Below are 15,458 nucleotides of genomic sequence, written 5' to 3' on the forward strand. Positions count from 1 at the left end.
TGTTTCCTCCTTTAAAATGAATTGTAACCAATCTATCATATAGTAATCCCAAGCAAAAATAATTTCAACACTTTTTTTATTTAGTCAAAAAGGGTCTGCCAAAGGCAGACCTTTTTTCTGTGATTAAAATACAACTCTCTGCTACTCAAGAATTAATTGCATACTTCCATACATTCCCGCATCGTTTCCAAGTGTTGCCAATTCAAAACGGGTATTGCGACAAGCGAAAAATGCACGCTCTTTAAAATGCTTTTGAACCGCATCAATCAAGATTTGTCCTGCCTTTGAAACTCCACCTCCGATTACGAAGACTTCCGGATCTGCAATACAGCTGATGTTTGCAAGTGCACCGCCAAGATATTCTCCAAGTGTATCGACCAGCCCGATTGCAACAGCATCTCCGGCCTTTGCCGCATCAAATACATCCTTTGCAGTGACTTCTGCAAGATCACGAAGGGAAGTTGCATCATTATCTGCTGCCAGCTTTTCGGTTGCAAGACGAACGATTCCTGTTGCAGAAGCATATTGCTCTAAGCATCCCTTGCCTCCACAGTTGCAAGCTTTTGTCTCAGTCTTATTCACATTGATATGTCCGATTTCTCCGCCGGCTCCGTTAAATCCTTCTACGACTTTTCCGTCGATGATAACTCCACCGCCAACTCCGGTTCCTAAGGTAACGACTACAACGTTCTTGCTACCCTTTGCACCACCTTGCCACATTTCGCCAAGTGCTGCAACATTCGCATCGTTTCCAACCTTTACGTTTAATCCTGTTAATTTTCCAAGTTCCTCAGCAACATTGACATCACTCCAGCCAAGATTTACGCAACGCTCTACATAACTTGCATTCTTGACCGGTCCCGGAACACCGATTCCGATTCCCTGAACATCAGATTTATCAATTCCTTCTTTTGCAAGTTTCTCCTCTAACGCCTTTGCGATATCCGGCAAAATTGCAACGCCGTTATTTTCTGTATTGGTCTTGATTTCCCACTTATCCAACATCTTTCCGGTTGCCTCAAAGAATCCAATCTTTACAGTGGTTCCTCCCACATCAACGCCAAATCCATATTTTTTCATTTGTTCTTCTCCTTCATTATTGGTTTCAAATCACTAGACCTATTTTACCGCACTATATTCATGTGGGCAATTATCGTTTTTATCTTTTTTCTAATTATTTTTTGTCTTATTCCGCGTCATGATCCGCGTCATCCGCATGATCCCGGTCATCCTGATTTTCATTGTTTTCCTGCTGCTCCTGCTCATCCTCATCATCACGGTTTTCGGATTGATCATCGCGTGACTGCTCGCGGTTAAAATCATCAGACAACTTTGCATACGGCAGAAATTTCAGCGGTGACAATCCCTCGTGAATGTGATTCATATAATCCTGCCAGATGTGTGATGAATATTTCTCTTTGGTAAGATTCTCGATAGTCTTTGGCATATCAAATCCCACCCACACAGCAGTCGTATAATAACGCGTATATCCTACGAACCAACTGTCTTTGCTGTCGTTGGTCGTACCGGTTTTGACTGCTGCCGGCATATGATTGTCGAGTTCAAAGTCTCGCGCAGTCCCTTTGAATACATGCGTGAGAACCTCTGTCATCATGCGCGCTGCCGTCTCCGTATAAACAATCTGTTCCAGCGGCTCATATTTGTATACCACATTCTGATCTTTATCCACAATTGAACGGACACAGGATGGTTCACGATAGACACCATCATTTTCGAGCGCACTGTAAGCACTTGCCATCTCAAGTGAAGACACGCCTTTCGTAAAACCGCCGAGGCAGGTTGGCAAAATATAATCCTCATCGACAATTCCATTGAAATTCATCTTGCGCAGATAGCTCAGTCCCACCTCCGGTGTCAGCTCTTCATACAATTTCCATGCAACTGTATTGAGCGACTGCTGCACAGCAAAATCGATGGTCACATCACCATAGTATATGTTCGCCGCATTTTTCGGGCCGTCTTTGAATTTTTCGTCTACGATTTTGCTGTCCTTGGTATAACCGTTTTCAAAACATGGTGTATATACAATCAGTGGCTTGATTGAGCTTCCCGGCTGGCGATGACTCTGATATGCGCGATTCAGCGTATAGGATGAGAAATCCTGCGAACGGCCGCCCACAATTGCAACCACCATTCCGGTATCGTTGTCGATGGTAACCGCGGACGACTGCATCTCATAGATACCCTCATCATTCTTGCCTTTGAATTGCTTCAGCCGTTTATCAATGGTCTCCTGCAATGCATTTTGTTTGTCCATGTCGATGGAAGTATAAATCGAATATCCCTTGGAGAACAATTGCTTCTGGTAACGCGCAAATTGTTCATCATATGCTTCGTCGTATTCTTTCTCCTCTTCCTCGGTCTCGAAGTCCTGCTTGAATTCGAATCCGTTCGCCTCCATCAATGCGCGTGTGGCACAATAATAGGTATAGGTATCCACATAATTGTTCCACTTTTCGACTTCATCCTCCGGGTGATCGAGAATGATAATCTCATTGACTGCATTCTCGTAATCGCGTTCTGAGATTTTGCCATCCTCTCGCATATTCCGCAAAATCAGATTCCGACGTTTGATGGTATTGTCATAATTGGTCAGCGGATCATAGTAGGTCGGGCTGTTTGGAATTGCCAGCAAAAAAGCAACCTGTGATACCGTCAGGTCAGACAGCTCACAATTGAAATATCCTTTACAGGCCGCAACAATTCCATAATATCCATTTGCAAAATAAATATTGTTCAAATAAAATTCCATGATTTTATTTTTGCTGTAGATTTTTTCAAGCTCCATGGCAATCGCCATTTGTTCAATCTTGTATTGCCAGTCACGCCTGCTCACATCCATATAGATCAGTTTTGCCAGCTGCATTGTAATCGTGCTGCCTCCCTGTGTCACCTCACCATTTTTGAGCATGGCTTTGACCGCTCGCAGCAAGCCCTTGATATCTACGCCGTTGTGAGAATAAAATTTTTTATCTTCGATGCTGATAATGGCCGTCACGAAATCGGCCGGGATATCTTCATATGCGACATATCCGGTCTGCTTCGCACTTTTCTTTTCGGAAATCACATCTCCGTTTGCAGCATAAACAGTCACAGTTTGAGAAGGCACAAAAGCAGAAGGGTCGGAATTTACCACCAGCTCATGCGCTTTGTGCCGTAGAGAATCCACCTGCTTTGCATATCCGCCCACAAAATAATAGCCGACTGCAATCATCACAAGTGTCATCAGAACAATCTGAACTTTTATAAAACCCCAGAAGACACGATGTTTCTTCTTTTTTGTTTTTTGATTCTTTGCCATATATTTAGTTTAGCTTATCTACCATTTCTTTGCAAACTTCTGCGACCGTCTTTTGGTCTGTCACAATGGTCAGATCTGCTGCCTCTTCATATTTTGGCTTGCGCTGTTCCATCAGTGTTGCAATATATTCCACATTCATATGGTCGTTCAAAAGAGGACGGTTTGTTGTATCTTTTATCCGCTCATAAATCACCTGCGGAGAGGTTTTCAGATAAATAATCCTGCCCCCGGCACGCATCGCCTGTACGTTTTCCACACGCATCGGCACACCGCCTCCGCAGGATACCACGCAATTCCCCTCCTGACGAATGCGGTGAAGCAATGCAGTCTCCCGCTCTCGAAAATCAGCTTCGCCGTATTGTTCAAAAATATCTGCGATGCTCATTCCGGCTTCCTGCTCGATTTGCTCATCCATCTCGACGAGCTTCATCTGCAGTTCTTCTGCCAAAAGGGCGGCGATGGTACTCTTGCCACAACCCATAAATCCTATTAGAAACAGATTCTTTTTCATTTTGTCTCCTCACCAAAGCAATATGCCTTTACCGCTTCCACCGGCATCTCCTGCCCTGTATATAACAGGAATGCGCGTGCTGCCTGCCACAGAAGCATCCCTTTTCCGCCGAGTACCCGACAGCCTGCCGCCTTTGCCTCGCGCAGCAATCTGGTCTCAACCGGATTGTAAACTACATCATAAACCACCATATCCGGTCTGAAATATTCCGGATGTGTGATAATACTTTGATCATCCATCGGTTTCATTCCGACTGAAGTCGCATTGATCAGGATATCCACTGTCTGCATGGCATCACGCAGGGCTTCCTCATCGGTAATATCACACAAATGAATCTGTACATCCTTGACTTTCTTTTGGATTTCCTCTGCAATCGCTTTTGCGCGCTCAAACGATTTGCCCGGACGATTAAAGAAATACAATTCTCTCGCACCGTCCAATGCACACTGCACCTGAATGGATGTAGCAGCTCCGCCACCGCCGCAAATCATGACGGATTTTCCCTTGATGTCGATGCCATGATCGTGCAGATCCATTACAAGCCCTTCGCCATCCGTATTATATCCATGCAGCTTTCCATCTTCGTTGACAATGGTATTTACCGCACCAATCATCTCCGCTGCCGGTGAGAGCACATCCATATACTGCATCACCTCGATTTTGCACGGATAAGTCACATTGCATCCACGCATCTGAAACGTACGCATAGCTGCCATTGCATCGCCTACCCGGTCTATGTCGATTTGAAATGCAAGATAAGCATAGTCAATTCCCAGTTTTGCAAATGCATAATTGTAAATGGCCGGCGAACCGGAATGCCCCACCGGATTGCCAATGAGGCCAAGCATGGTCGTAGTTCCTGAAATTCGTGCTTCCATTTGTCAAATCCTTTCCGTTATACATAACGAAGCAATTCAGCAGGCATATCGATGATTGCCTGTGCTCCCTGCTTCTCCAAAAAACTCTTGCTCTTAAATCCCCAGCTGACGCTGATGCATGACATGCCGGCATTCTGCGCCGTCTGAATATCCACTTCGGAATCGCCGACATAAATCGCATGTTCTACCGAAACATTCAGCTCTTTTAATGCCTCCACAACCGTATCCTTCGCCGGTTTGCGCTGTACCCCCGGACGCTCTCCGATTGCCACATCGATGACATCCTTAAAAAAGACCTGTGCGAGATCCTTGACTGCCGGATCGAGTTTGTTTGATACAATTGCCATTTTGATGCCACGGTGCCGCAATTCGTGTACGAGTCCCATGATACCCGGATATGGCATGGTTTTATCCAGACTATGTGCCTGATAATATTCCTTGAATGCCACAAAAGCTGCCTCAAATTTTGGATTCTGCTTTCCGCCGATGACACTTCGCTCCATCAGCAGACCGACACCGTTTCCGACAAAGCTTTGCACTTCCTTGCGGGTGCGGTTTGGTTCTCCCACCTTTGTCAGCGCTGCATTCACCGCATCTGCGAGATCGTCAATCGTATTCAGCAGCGTTCCGTCGAGATCGAATACCACCGCTTCCACCTTTTCAGCGCTGTTGTTGACCGGCTGGTAGCGGTTTTCAAACATTTCTTTTTCGATGATATAAAGATCCTGTGCGGAATTGTTACGCATCAGAAGATAATCACCCTTGTCACCTTTGCGATATGCCCTTGTATCCCAGAGGTCAAACAGTTTGATATTTTTTTCAAGGCGGGCTGCCGTCACCGTTTCTTCCCTCTCCGGAATACAGACCTTGGCACAATTCAAAAGTGAAATCGCCTCTGAGCCCTCTTCGTCTACACGGATGGTCGGCTCGTATTCCGAAGATTTCAATGCAAACTTCCAGTCTACTGTCCGATAATCCGCATCGAAGATACTGCGACTGATGGCATTGACATCTCCGTGATCACCAATCAGGAACAGCATCTGCTCCTGCACGGTAATGATTAAGTCATCCTCTTCCATTGAACGCACACGCACGCGGGTGCCAACCGGAAATAGCCTGGTCGACTCCACATAACCATATGCAATGTTGCGGCGTTTATAGGTATCAAAGTGCATGTCATTTGCGTCAAATGTACTTGCATCAATGATAGATGTATTCTGAAAATAATTGCGGATACGATCCTGTAAAAATGCTTTGCATCCACTTGCCACCGGGATGGCGGTTTTGCCGTCCCGATCCATCTCGAATCGCGGTATCATCCCGTGGCTCTTGCAGAAGCGTTCGTATTCCGGTGTAAACAGCTGATATCGGATGAAACCTCCGGCCTTTTCGGTATGTCCGCCTCCGGAGCCGATTCCTTTCGCCAGCTCCTCCGCCATCTCATCCGCCATGACTTCCCGGATACAGCTTCGCACCGAAAACTTGATTCCGGTCGGTTGCTGTGCAAATACCACACAGGTATCGACCACATCAACCTCCAACACCAGGTCGCTGATGATACCGAGGATATTCGGGTCACACTGGTTTGCCTTGACGATGGCACAACGATGCTCCTCCATGAAATCCGTTCTCAGCAATGCGGTTCCCGCAATCTCAAGTTCGTCAATCGAGAGGTTCGAATTGCGCAGAAATGAAATCAACTGTCCGTCATAGATAATCTGGTCGCGGAAGTCCCTGTCCATCGGATGAGAGATTTCGACCAGTCCTCCGGTATCCATATACAGACCGTAATACAGCGCCGTCGCCACATTGCGGTGTTTATTGACATCGAATCCTTCCTCGCGCAGCATCGCCCATACCAGTGTCGCACAGGACGCCAGATGACTGCGCACTTCAGCCAGATCCGGCAGCTCTGTCGAAATCATATGATGATCAATGATGGCAACATTTTTGGCAGGCAAAAAAGCCACGTTGCCTTCGCCATACTGACAATCCACTGTAATCAGCAAATCGCAGTCCGACACCGTCTCGACATAGCGGATCGGAATCTGAAGTTTCTCAATCATCTTGATCAGGTTGCTTTTTCGAATCCGATTCTTTCCACTGTATACCAGTGCCACTTTTTTACCCTGCTCATGCAGATAGGTATGCAATGCAAATCCACTTCCGATGGTATCCGCATCCGGGTCATTATGACATTGGATTATGATATTGTCATATACAAGCAAGTCTTTTAATCGCATGTTATTCTTCTTTCTTTTGCTCTGTAATATATGGGAAAAATACTTTGCTGCGGTTCTTGCTGTCAAACATACTATTGTATTGCAAGATCCGGTATTTTTGTATCCATTCCGCTTCCTCACCTGTGGCCTCTGACAATTTGCGGAAGCCGCATACGGTCTTGGAATAATATCCGACCGAATTGATTGCCGGAATATGTTCTCGAAAATCTTTTAAGAACTTCTCATAAGGAGTCAGTGTAATGCCGGCCTGCTCAAGTGTGTATTCCGAAAGAAAATTCAGGCTGGTCAGCTCCACTTCCTGCTCCGGCTGTTCATAATTCGTCCAGATAAAAAACGGAACCTTATAATAATTTTCTGTCTGTTCAATATTCAAATCACTCAGGCCTTTTCCTGTGATAATTCTATAGAATCCCTCTGCCAGGCTCGGCTGATGATCTCCAAAAAATACAATCTCCACAGGTTCATCGACCGATGAGAAATAGCCGATTAATTTTTGCAGTGCATCATCACTGACTTTCAGCAATGACAGATACTGATTCGCATCCGTATAAGAGCGTCCGATCTTGTGCACCTCTTCCCGAAAATTATCATACTCTGTCGCATAGCCACCGTGGTTCTGCATTGTGACCGTCATCATAAACAGTGACTCCTGCGGATCTTTTTGTTTATAACGCGCGATGATTTTGTCATATAATTCTTCGTCGGCAATATATTCACGCACGATATTCTTTTGCGGGAAATCATCGATGAAATACATCTCATCGAATCCCAGTGCCGGATAAACCTGATTGCGGCTCCAGCCGGTCTCATAATAGGGATGCATGGCCACACAGGTATAGCCATTGTTCTTGAGCAGCGATACCATCGAAGTCGCATCTTCCTGCAGATACTGCTGGTATACGACCGATCCGGTCGGCAAAAATGCCATGCTGTTGCCTGTCATATATTCCCATTCCGAATTCGGTGTTTTGGCGCCGAATACCGAAGACAGTGCATATCCGTGGATGGTATTTCTCTTCAGTGATTGAAAGTAGGTCTGCGGTTTGAGATTGGTTTCAAATTCTCCCAACACCTGCAAATCCGCATATGATTCGTTCATCACGACAATAATCGTCGGCTTTTTTTGTGATGAGGATGTCACATCCGGCTGTCCGTATTCTTCCTCCAAGGCGTGAATTGCTTCCTCGCTATATCCTTTCGGTGCGCGGATAAAACTGTCTCGAATCCCGAGAACAAAGTTAAAGAAGTAGCCGTTGCGATAACTGCCTTTGAGTTCCCATGTCTCCGTATTCACATCTGCGGAATTCAGGATCACGGTCACAACACAAAGTGCTGCTGTAAGTGCGCAGACGACCGAAGTCTGCTTACGCGATTCAAATGAAACATTCAGCTTCCATGCCAGTGCAAACAGCAAAATGGTTGCAAACAGCACCAGAGCCCCGTGCGGATGCAGATGAACCCGATACTTGGATGCCACTGAAAGGCCCGTCGCCGTTGCTTTGAAATCAGAAAATGTAAATTCATTCTGCCGGAACTGATATACGAAATAATCGACAAATGCCCAGATTAACAGCAGACTGTGTGCAATCATGCAGGTAACGGCCGGTCGATTCGTAATCAGCATCACCACCAGGTAGACAGACAATACCAGAACGACATTGACGAACAGTTTCTGATCCGATGTCTTCATGAAATTATCTTTGTCCAAAATGACATATTGACAGGCAAACATGGTGCCAATCGCGCCACCCACGAGAATAATGCCTGCCGGAATATATTTGTATTTGTCCTCGACTGTAATCTTGAGCGTGATAATCAGATAGGTCCCCGCAAGTGCCATGCCAAATGCCCATGGCGCCGGTGAGCCAAGCAGATATATGATCAGCTCAAGAACCGCTGCAATTCCAATCCATATCCAGTTTTTTCTGTTATGTTCTAATTCTAATCTCATAAACTTAGTTATACCACGAAACCACAAGTAAAATCAATGCTGTGAATCGTGATGCAATGCGCATCAATTGATGATATAATACAGTTGCTTAAGGAGGGGATTATATGCCCGGTTTTGTCACACATTATCTGTTTGGTGTCAATGTCTTTCAGGGACTGCCAAACGGTAGTATCAAAAAAAATTTACGCAAAAATCATGCAGCATTTGCGCTGGGTCTGCAAGGACCGGATGTGTTTTTCTATTATTTGCCGTCTTATCTCCTGCATCAAAAGAATCTCGGTGCGCTCGCGCACGACCATGCAACCGATCGGTTTTTTTCCGCTCTGCTGGAAAGCCGCAATCTGTTTGCAGGCGATCCGGTTTATCTGGGAATCGCCGACGCTTATCTGACCGGTTTCATGGGGCATTATACACTCGATTGCCTTGTCCATCCGTATGTCTACGCATTTACCAATATGGATCCGGCCAACAAACCAAAGGATGTCGAATATTTCGGACAGCATGCATATTTTGAAACGGAACTGGACAATGTATTGCTCTATCGTTTCAAGCATATCTATCCGTCACAGTTCCATCAGAATGCGACGATTCATCTGAACCAATTGCAAAAACATGTCATCTCGGAAATGCTGACTTATGCTTATCACAATACGTTTCCGGAATATCATGTCACCAAAACTCAGGTGCGGCATGCCACACAGTGGATGAAAATCGGTACGCGCCTGCTGCGGGATCCTTCCGGCCAGAAAAAGGTATTGGTACGTTTCCTTGAAAAAATAGCAATCAACCGTCCTTTTATTTCCGCTATGCTGCCTTCCGACAGCTTTCATTTTGTGCCGGATCCGCTGAATCTGTCGCGCCGTTTCTGGCAGCATCCATGGACCGGCAAGTCATCCCGCGAAGGCTTTTTTGATTTATACAAAAAAGCTCTCCGGCTCTACCGCACACGCATTCATCTGTATTATGACAGCATTCGCGACGGTTACACACCGGAGAGTTTAAAAAAATTACAGGATCACTACGGTGGACGCTCATTTTTGAGCGGATTGCCACTTAATCTTCCATAAATTCTTTGATTTGATTTTGAATGATCTCCATCAGTCGCGTGCGTGCCTCCACGGAAGCCCATGCGATATGTGGGGTGATCAGTAATCTCTGAGAATCCTTGATCTGCCGAAGCGGATTGTCTTCACTCATCGGTTCCACCGATAATACATCAAGTCCCGCTGCTGCAATCCGATTCTCATTCAGCGCATCAGCAAGTGCCTGTTCATCGACAATCGGCCCACGTCCGACGTTGATGAAAATGGCACTTTTTTTCATTTTGGCGAATGCTTCTTTGGACATCAAACCATTTGTTGCCTCGTTGAGCGGTGCATGAACCGACACAATATCCGAAGTGCCAAGGAGCTCATCCAATTCCACTCTCTCATATCCATCCTGTTGATTACGGCCACTTGTCGAATAATAAATCACGCGGCAACCAAATGCCTTTGCCAGATCTGCAACACGACGGCCGATATTGCCAAGTCCGATGATTCCCCAGGTCTTGCCCGCCAGCTCATGGAAATGCATTGCGAAATGGGTAAAGCTGACATCATTGACATACTTTTCCGATTTGACATATTCATCATAATAGGACAGATGTTCCATGAGATAAAAGAGCAGTGCAAATGTATGCTGTGCCACCGTCTCTGTCGAATATCCTGCGACATTGCGCCATTCGATTCCGCGTTCTGCCAGATATTCTTTGTCGAGATTATTGGTACCGGTCGCGGTTACGCATACCAGTTTCAGATGCTCTGCCTCACCAATGGTTTCTTCATTGATTTCTACTTTGTTTAATACAATGACGTCTGCTGTCTTTGTTCTTTCGCGCGCTTCCTCTTTCGAAGAAAAATCGTAAAATTCCACTTCCCCAAGCTGAGCAAATCCGCTCAAGTCAATATCTTCTCCAATTGATTTTCGATCCAAAAAAACGATTTTCATTTGTTATACCGTATAAAATCGATATGCCGTTGTTGTATCGTACACATCGCCCTTCTTTAAAATTGCTGATTCAAAATTGTCCTGGTTGACACTGTTCGGGAAATACTGGCTCTCGAGACACAATGCCCCGCGTCTTTGGTAAGTGATACCGCCTTTGCCAACCTGTCCACCAATATAGTTGCCGGTATAAAGCTGTACGCCCGGCAAATCGGTTGTCATCTCCATCGCGATTCCCGTCTGATCGCCATATACGCGTGCTGTGAAATCTTTGCTCTGGTCGATGACAAAATTATGATCGTAACCACCGACGAACTGAATCTGCTCATCGTCACTGTCCACATCCTGTCCAATGGTTCTGCCGTTTCTGAAATCAAATACCGTTCCGGTGACATCTCTGATTTCTCCTGTCGGAATCGCCTTGGAATCAATGTCCGGTGTAAATGCATTTGATGCCAGTTCCAATTTATGTCCGTATACCAATCCGCTTGCTTGACCATTCAGATTGAAATAGCTGTGATTGGTAAAATTACATACGGTGTCTGCATCGCTGACCGCATGATAGTGAATTTCAATTGCATTCTCATCGGTCACAGAATAGGTCACTTCGACATCGAGATTTCCCGGAAAATCATCTGAAAATGCTTCGTCACGAATTGCAAATGTGATTGCCTGATCGCTTGCTTCCTTTACATTCCACATGCGCTTGCTCAAACCGTTCTTACCGCTGTGCAGATTATTTTCATTATCATTCTGTTCCAGCTTGATTTCTTTCCCGTCAATGATACAGCATGCATTTGCAATGCGGTTTGCATTTCTGCCGACGGTTGCTCCAAAATAACAGGTTCCCTTTACATATTCTTCAGCAGTGTCATATCCACATACAACATCTACTTCCTTTCCATCCTTGTCCGGTGCATACAGGCTGACCAGTGTTGCACCATACTCCGTTACCTCTGCACGGAGTCCGTTTTTGCCCCGCAATTCATACAGATGTGCGGTTTCGTTACCGACTTTTCCAAATACTTTCATCCTCGAATTCTCCTTTTCGAAATCTTCTTTTCTTGTTCCCCTCTGACCAAACTATATTTTACCGCATTTTATCCCCATACGCATCCGAATCTTTGCTTTTTTTCTTTCAAGGGGTTTATTTTTCTTACAACATGCCGATATAAGATATACATGGGACTGTTTTTCACACGGAGGTGAATGATGGCTGCAACAAAAGTTTCCACAGGCGTAACGCTGCCAAGCGATTACTATTTGCGCAATTATTATCAGGCAAATACCGCTGCGACGAAAGCATCAAGAAGAAAGAATTATTCTACGCTCGAATTGAATTATGAAGATTCGCGCGCGCTTCGCCGTGCGTCTTCGCGGATTACGCATTCCAATTATGCGGAAGATGCCAATGTGGAGGGCCTTGCCAATTCCGTAAAAGCCTATGTTGATACTTACAACAATACGCTTACATCCGCTTCAAAGAACCCGGACAACCGTCGGTATGCAAAACAGTTAAAAGATCTTTCGGAAAAATATAAAGAAGATTTGTCCAAAATCGGAATCTCGATAGAAGATGACGGTTCATTGAATCTGAATGAAACCTATATCAAAACAGTAGATGCAAAAGAAATCGGAAAATTGTTTTCGAAAGAAAGTGAATTTACCAAAATGGCCGGCACCATTTCCAAACGGATGAATCAGGCCACCCGTGATACCATTTATGCGAATATGACCGGAAGCGGTCAGACTATAAATATCGTTTTATAATCTTTATCCTTTGAAAAAAGACTCTGCTTTCGCAGAGTCTTTTTCCTTTTCACGTTTGCAATTATACAAGCTCAAGAAGAACTTCTAAAGCTCCGTCACCTTTACGCTGTGCAATCTTTACGATTCTGGTGTAACCACCGTTGCGAGATGCATACTTTGGAGCGTACTCCTCAAAAAGCTTCTTGCAAAGGTCTTCACCTTCAACAGTGTAAAGAACCTTGAGCATCTGACGACGAGCATGAAGACGGGAAGGCTGATCCTTCTTGATTGTCTTCTGAACTTCATCATAAACGGTAACTTTCTTTCCGTCTACAACTTCCTTCACACGCTTGCCATCCTTATCCTTGCGAGCAACCTTAGCAGTTACGGTAACTTCATCGAAGTTGTCCTTCTCGCGGATTGCAGCTGCAATCAGACCTTCAGCAATCTTCTTTACTTCCTTAGCCTTAGCTTCGGTAGTAACGATCTTGCCGTGCTGAATGAGCTGTGTAACCTGTCCTCTCAGGAGAGCCTTTCTCTGAGAAGAAGTTCTGCTTAACTTACGATACTTTGCCATTTTGTTTTCCTCCATTTCGAGGGATTCCGCAATGCACTTTGGTCTTACTTACGAAATACCAATTGATTTGTTACGCCGATTTTCATCGGTTTCGGGACATACTCCATGCTATTTAGTCTTACTGTTTCTGCACCGTATATGCGAAATTGCACGAGGCAATTTATGCATCTTCACCCTGATTCAGGTGTAATCCTAATTCCTTCAGCTTCAGAAGTACTTCGTCCAAAGACTTGCGTCCAAGGTTACGAACCTTCATCATGTCTTCCGGAGTCTTGTTGATAAGCTCAGCAACAGTATTGATGCCGGCTCTCTTCAAGCAGTTGTATGAACGAACAGAAAGTTCAAGTTCGTCAATGTTCAGATCAAGGATCTTTCCGGTCTCATCATCCGGCTTGTCAGTCATAACTTCGGCACCGATACCAACATCTGAAAGGTCGATAAAGAGCTTCAAATGCTCGCATAATACCTTAGAAGAAAGACTTACTGCCTCATCCGGATCGATTGCACCATTGGTATATACATCCAATGTCAGCTTATCATAATCGGTCACCTGACCTACACGAGTATTCTCTACAGTCAGATTTACACGCTCAACCGGTGTATAGATAGAATCTACAGCGATGACACCAATCGGAGTATCTTCCGATTTGTTCTTGTCTGCACTGACATATCCTCTGCCCTTTGTGATGGTAAGCTCAGCATAGAGCTTAGAATCAGCACCACCGTTCAAGTGCGCAATAACCAAATCCGGGTTGATGATTTCGATGTCAGGATCCACCTGGATATCTCCGGCGGTAACCACACCTTCACCTTCAAACTCGATATAAGCAATCTTAGGCTCGTTTGTAGAACTATTATTGCGAATTGCAATATTCTTGATGTTCATGATGATTTCGGTAACGTCTTCTTTGACACCCGGAATCGAACTGAACTCATGAAGAACTCCGTCGATCTTAACCTGGCTAACTGCTGCTCCCGGTAAAGAAGAAAGCATAATTCTTCTTAAGGAGTTACCAAGTGTAGTACCATAACCTCTCTCTAAAGGCTCTACCACAAAGCGACCATACTTTTTGTCTTCTGAAATTTCTGCAATTTCAATCGTTGGCTTTTCAAAATCGAACACGATTTGTCCTCCTTTTTTGTTATCGTCTTATAAAGTACAAAAACGCATCCGGTTCCATATAGCAAAATATATGAAACCAGACACGAAAATCAATTCTTACTTAGAGTACAACTCGACGATAAGCATCTCGTCTACAGGAACGTCAATCTGCTCACGAGTTGGGAGTTCCTTAACTGTAGCCTGAAGCTTCTCGATATCTCCGTCTAACCATTCCGGAACGATACGTCCGCTGGTAACTTCAACGATATCTTTCATTCTCTGGATTGTCTTCTTAGATTCCTTAACCTCAACAACATCTCCTGCCTTTACAAGGTATGAAGGGATGTTTACAACCTTACCGTTTACGGTAACGAACTTGTGGTCAACGATCTGACGAGCTTCCTTACGGGTTCTAGCCCATCCAAGACGGAAAACTACGTTATCAAGACGGCTCTCTAAGATGGTCATAAGGTTAGGACCGGTAAGTCCGCGCATCTTATCTGCCTTCTCATAGTAGTTGCGGAAAGGCTTCTCAAGTACACCATAGATGAACTTTGCCTTCTGCTTTTCTCTTAACTGAAGTCCGTACTCAGATACCTTACGGCTTGATCTGTTTAAGTTTCTTCTGGACTTCTTATCATATCCTAAATAACTTGGCTCTAAACCAAGGGATCTGCATCTTTTCAATACAGGTGTCTTATTAACTGCCATTTCTTATTCTACCTCCTAATTAGACTCTTCTACGCTTTGGTGGACGGCATCCGTTATGAGGTACCGGAGTTACATCCTTAATAGAAGTAACTTCAAGACCACAAGCTGCGAGTGCACGAATTGCTGCCTCACGACCTGAACCTGGTCCCTTAACCATAACTTCAACGGTCTTTAAACCGTGTGGAATAGCTGCCTTTGCAGCTGTCTCTGCTGCCATCTGTGCAGCATATGGGGTAGACTTCTTTGATCCTCTGAATCCGAGTCCGCCAGCGCTTGCCCAAGATAAAGCATTTCCTTCGCTATCGGTAATAGTTACGATAGTGTTGTTGAAAGATGCCTGAATATGTACCTGGCCGCGCTCGATATTTTTCTTAACACGCTTTTTTGTTACTTTCTTTGCAACTGTCTTAGCCATATCTAAACTAACC

General features: G+C 44.9%; 14 protein-coding genes. 2 read left to right on the forward strand and 12 right to left on the reverse strand.

Annotated elements, in window-relative coordinates:
- Window positions 1-141: 141 nt before the first annotated feature.
- The 6 genes from CSX02_RS04310 to CSX02_RS04335 all read right to left on the reverse strand — a co-directional run bounded on the left by CSX02_RS04310 (window position 142) and on the right by CSX02_RS04335 (window position 8,905).
- On the reverse strand, window positions 142-1,080 hold the full coding sequence (locus CSX02_RS04310; protein WP_099385777.1) for a type III pantothenate kinase: 939 nt from the start codon (window positions 1,078-1,080) through the stop codon (window positions 142-144).
- A 106-nt stretch (window positions 1,081-1,186) separates the two neighbouring features.
- The gene (locus tag CSX02_RS04315; RefSeq protein WP_099385778.1) at window positions 1,187-3,322 is read right to left on the reverse strand and encodes a transglycosylase domain-containing protein; all 2,136 of its coding nucleotides are present in this window, start codon (window positions 3,320-3,322) and stop codon (window positions 1,187-1,189) included.
- 4 nt (window positions 3,323-3,326) lie between these two features.
- Window positions 3,327-3,833, reverse strand: coding sequence for a shikimate kinase (locus CSX02_RS04320; RefSeq protein WP_031544184.1), 507 nt, complete (start codon window positions 3,831-3,833; stop codon window positions 3,327-3,329).
- Window positions 3,830-4,711, reverse strand: coding sequence for a shikimate dehydrogenase (aroE, locus tag CSX02_RS04325; protein ID WP_031544182.1), 882 nt, complete (start codon window positions 4,709-4,711; stop codon window positions 3,830-3,832). The genes CSX02_RS04320 and aroE overlap by 4 nt, the downstream gene beginning before the upstream one ends.
- 17 nt (window positions 4,712-4,728) lie before the next feature.
- A complete protein-coding gene (locus CSX02_RS14015; protein WP_099385779.1) occupies window positions 4,729-6,954 on the reverse strand; it encodes an HAD-IA family hydrolase in 2,226 nt (741 codons plus the stop codon).
- A 1-nt stretch (window position 6,955) separates the two neighbouring features.
- Window positions 6,956-8,905: an LTA synthase family protein gene (locus tag CSX02_RS04335; RefSeq protein ID WP_099385780.1), complete on the reverse strand. Its 1,950-nt coding sequence runs from the start codon at window positions 8,903-8,905 to the stop codon at window positions 6,956-6,958.
- A gap of 104 nt (window positions 8,906-9,009) precedes the next feature.
- On the opposite strand from CSX02_RS04335, the gene CSX02_RS04340 reads away from it, so the two are divergent.
- Entirely contained in the window at window positions 9,010-9,972 is a 963-nt protein-coding gene (locus CSX02_RS04340; protein WP_099385781.1) for a zinc dependent phospholipase C family protein, read from the forward strand.
- Here CSX02_RS04340 and CSX02_RS04345 read toward each other — a convergent pair.
- Window positions 9,959-10,894: a D-2-hydroxyacid dehydrogenase gene (locus tag CSX02_RS04345; protein WP_099385782.1), complete on the reverse strand. Its 936-nt coding sequence runs from the start codon at window positions 10,892-10,894 to the stop codon at window positions 9,959-9,961. The genes CSX02_RS04340 and CSX02_RS04345 overlap by 14 nt on opposite strands.
- A 3-nt stretch (window positions 10,895-10,897) precedes the next feature.
- Complete coding sequence (locus CSX02_RS04350) at window positions 10,898-11,923, reverse strand: aldose epimerase family protein (RefSeq protein ID WP_099385783.1); 1,026 nt, start codon at window positions 11,921-11,923, stop codon at window positions 10,898-10,900.
- 180 nt (window positions 11,924-12,103) lie between these two features.
- On the opposite strand from CSX02_RS04350, the gene CSX02_RS04355 reads away from it, so the two are divergent.
- Window positions 12,104-12,661, forward strand: coding sequence for a hypothetical protein (locus CSX02_RS04355; RefSeq protein ID WP_099385784.1), 558 nt, complete (start codon window positions 12,104-12,106; stop codon window positions 12,659-12,661).
- Between the two features lie 61 nt (window positions 12,662-12,722).
- On the opposite strand, the gene CSX02_RS04360 is transcribed toward CSX02_RS04355, so the two are convergent.
- From CSX02_RS04360 to rpsK, 4 genes are all read right to left on the reverse strand, one after another.
- Window positions 12,723-13,217, reverse strand: a complete 495-nt coding sequence (locus tag CSX02_RS04360) for a bL17 family ribosomal protein (RefSeq protein WP_031544171.1) — start codon at window positions 13,215-13,217, stop codon at window positions 12,723-12,725.
- Between the two features lie 160 nt (window positions 13,218-13,377).
- A complete protein-coding gene (locus CSX02_RS04365; RefSeq protein ID WP_031544170.1) occupies window positions 13,378-14,340 on the reverse strand; it encodes a DNA-directed RNA polymerase subunit alpha in 963 nt (320 codons plus the stop codon).
- A gap of 96 nt (window positions 14,341-14,436) precedes the next feature.
- The gene (rpsD, locus tag CSX02_RS04370) at window positions 14,437-15,030 is read right to left on the reverse strand and encodes a 30S ribosomal protein S4 (protein WP_031544168.1); all 594 of its coding nucleotides are present in this window, start codon (window positions 15,028-15,030) and stop codon (window positions 14,437-14,439) included.
- 19 nt (window positions 15,031-15,049) lie between these two features.
- Window positions 15,050-15,445, reverse strand: a complete 396-nt coding sequence (gene rpsK, locus CSX02_RS04375) for a 30S ribosomal protein S11 (protein WP_031544167.1) — start codon at window positions 15,443-15,445, stop codon at window positions 15,050-15,052.
- Window positions 15,446-15,458 lie beyond the last annotated feature (13 nt).

Source organism: Agathobacter ruminis (assembly GCF_002735305.1).
GTDB lineage: Bacteria > Bacillota > Clostridia > Lachnospirales > Lachnospiraceae > Roseburia > Roseburia ruminis.

Bases quoted from the DNA above. Each gene is read 5' to 3' on its own strand.
- CSX02_RS04310 (WP_099385777.1), bottom strand. From the start codon at position 1,080: ATGAAAAAATATGGATTTGGCGTTGATGTGGGAGGAACCACTGTAAAG.
- CSX02_RS04315 (WP_099385778.1), bottom strand. From the start codon at position 3,322: ATGGCAAAGAATCAAAAAACAAAAAAGAAGAAACATCGTGTCTTCTGG.
- CSX02_RS04320 (WP_031544184.1), bottom strand. From the start codon at position 3,833: ATGAAAAAGAATCTGTTTCTAATAGGATTTATGGGTTGTGGCAAGAGT.
- aroE (WP_031544182.1), bottom strand. From the start codon at position 4,711: ATGGAAGCACGAATTTCAGGAACTACGACCATGCTTGGCCTCATTGGC.
- CSX02_RS14015 (WP_099385779.1), bottom strand. From the start codon at position 6,954: ATGCGATTAAAAGACTTGCTTGTATATGACAATATCATAATCCAATGT.
- CSX02_RS04335 (WP_099385780.1), bottom strand. From the start codon at position 8,905: ATGAGATTAGAATTAGAACATAACAGAAAAAACTGGATATGGATTGGA.
- CSX02_RS04340 (WP_099385781.1), top strand. From the start codon at position 9,010: ATGCCCGGTTTTGTCACACATTATCTGTTTGGTGTCAATGTCTTTCAG.
- CSX02_RS04345 (WP_099385782.1), bottom strand. From the start codon at position 10,894: ATGAAAATCGTTTTTTTGGATCGAAAATCAATTGGAGAAGATATTGAC.
- CSX02_RS04350 (WP_099385783.1), bottom strand. From the start codon at position 11,923: ATGAAAGTATTTGGAAAAGTCGGTAACGAAACCGCACATCTGTATGAA.
- CSX02_RS04355 (WP_099385784.1), top strand. From the start codon at position 12,104: ATGGCTGCAACAAAAGTTTCCACAGGCGTAACGCTGCCAAGCGATTAC.
- CSX02_RS04360 (WP_031544171.1), bottom strand. From the start codon at position 13,217: ATGGCAAAGTATCGTAAGTTAAGCAGAACTTCTTCTCAGAGAAAGGCT.
- rpsD (WP_031544168.1), bottom strand. From the start codon at position 15,030: ATGGCAGTTAATAAGACACCTGTATTGAAAAGATGCAGATCCCTTGGT.
- rpsK (WP_031544167.1), bottom strand. From the start codon at position 15,445: ATGGCTAAGACAGTTGCAAAGAAAGTAACAAAAAAGCGTGTTAAGAAA.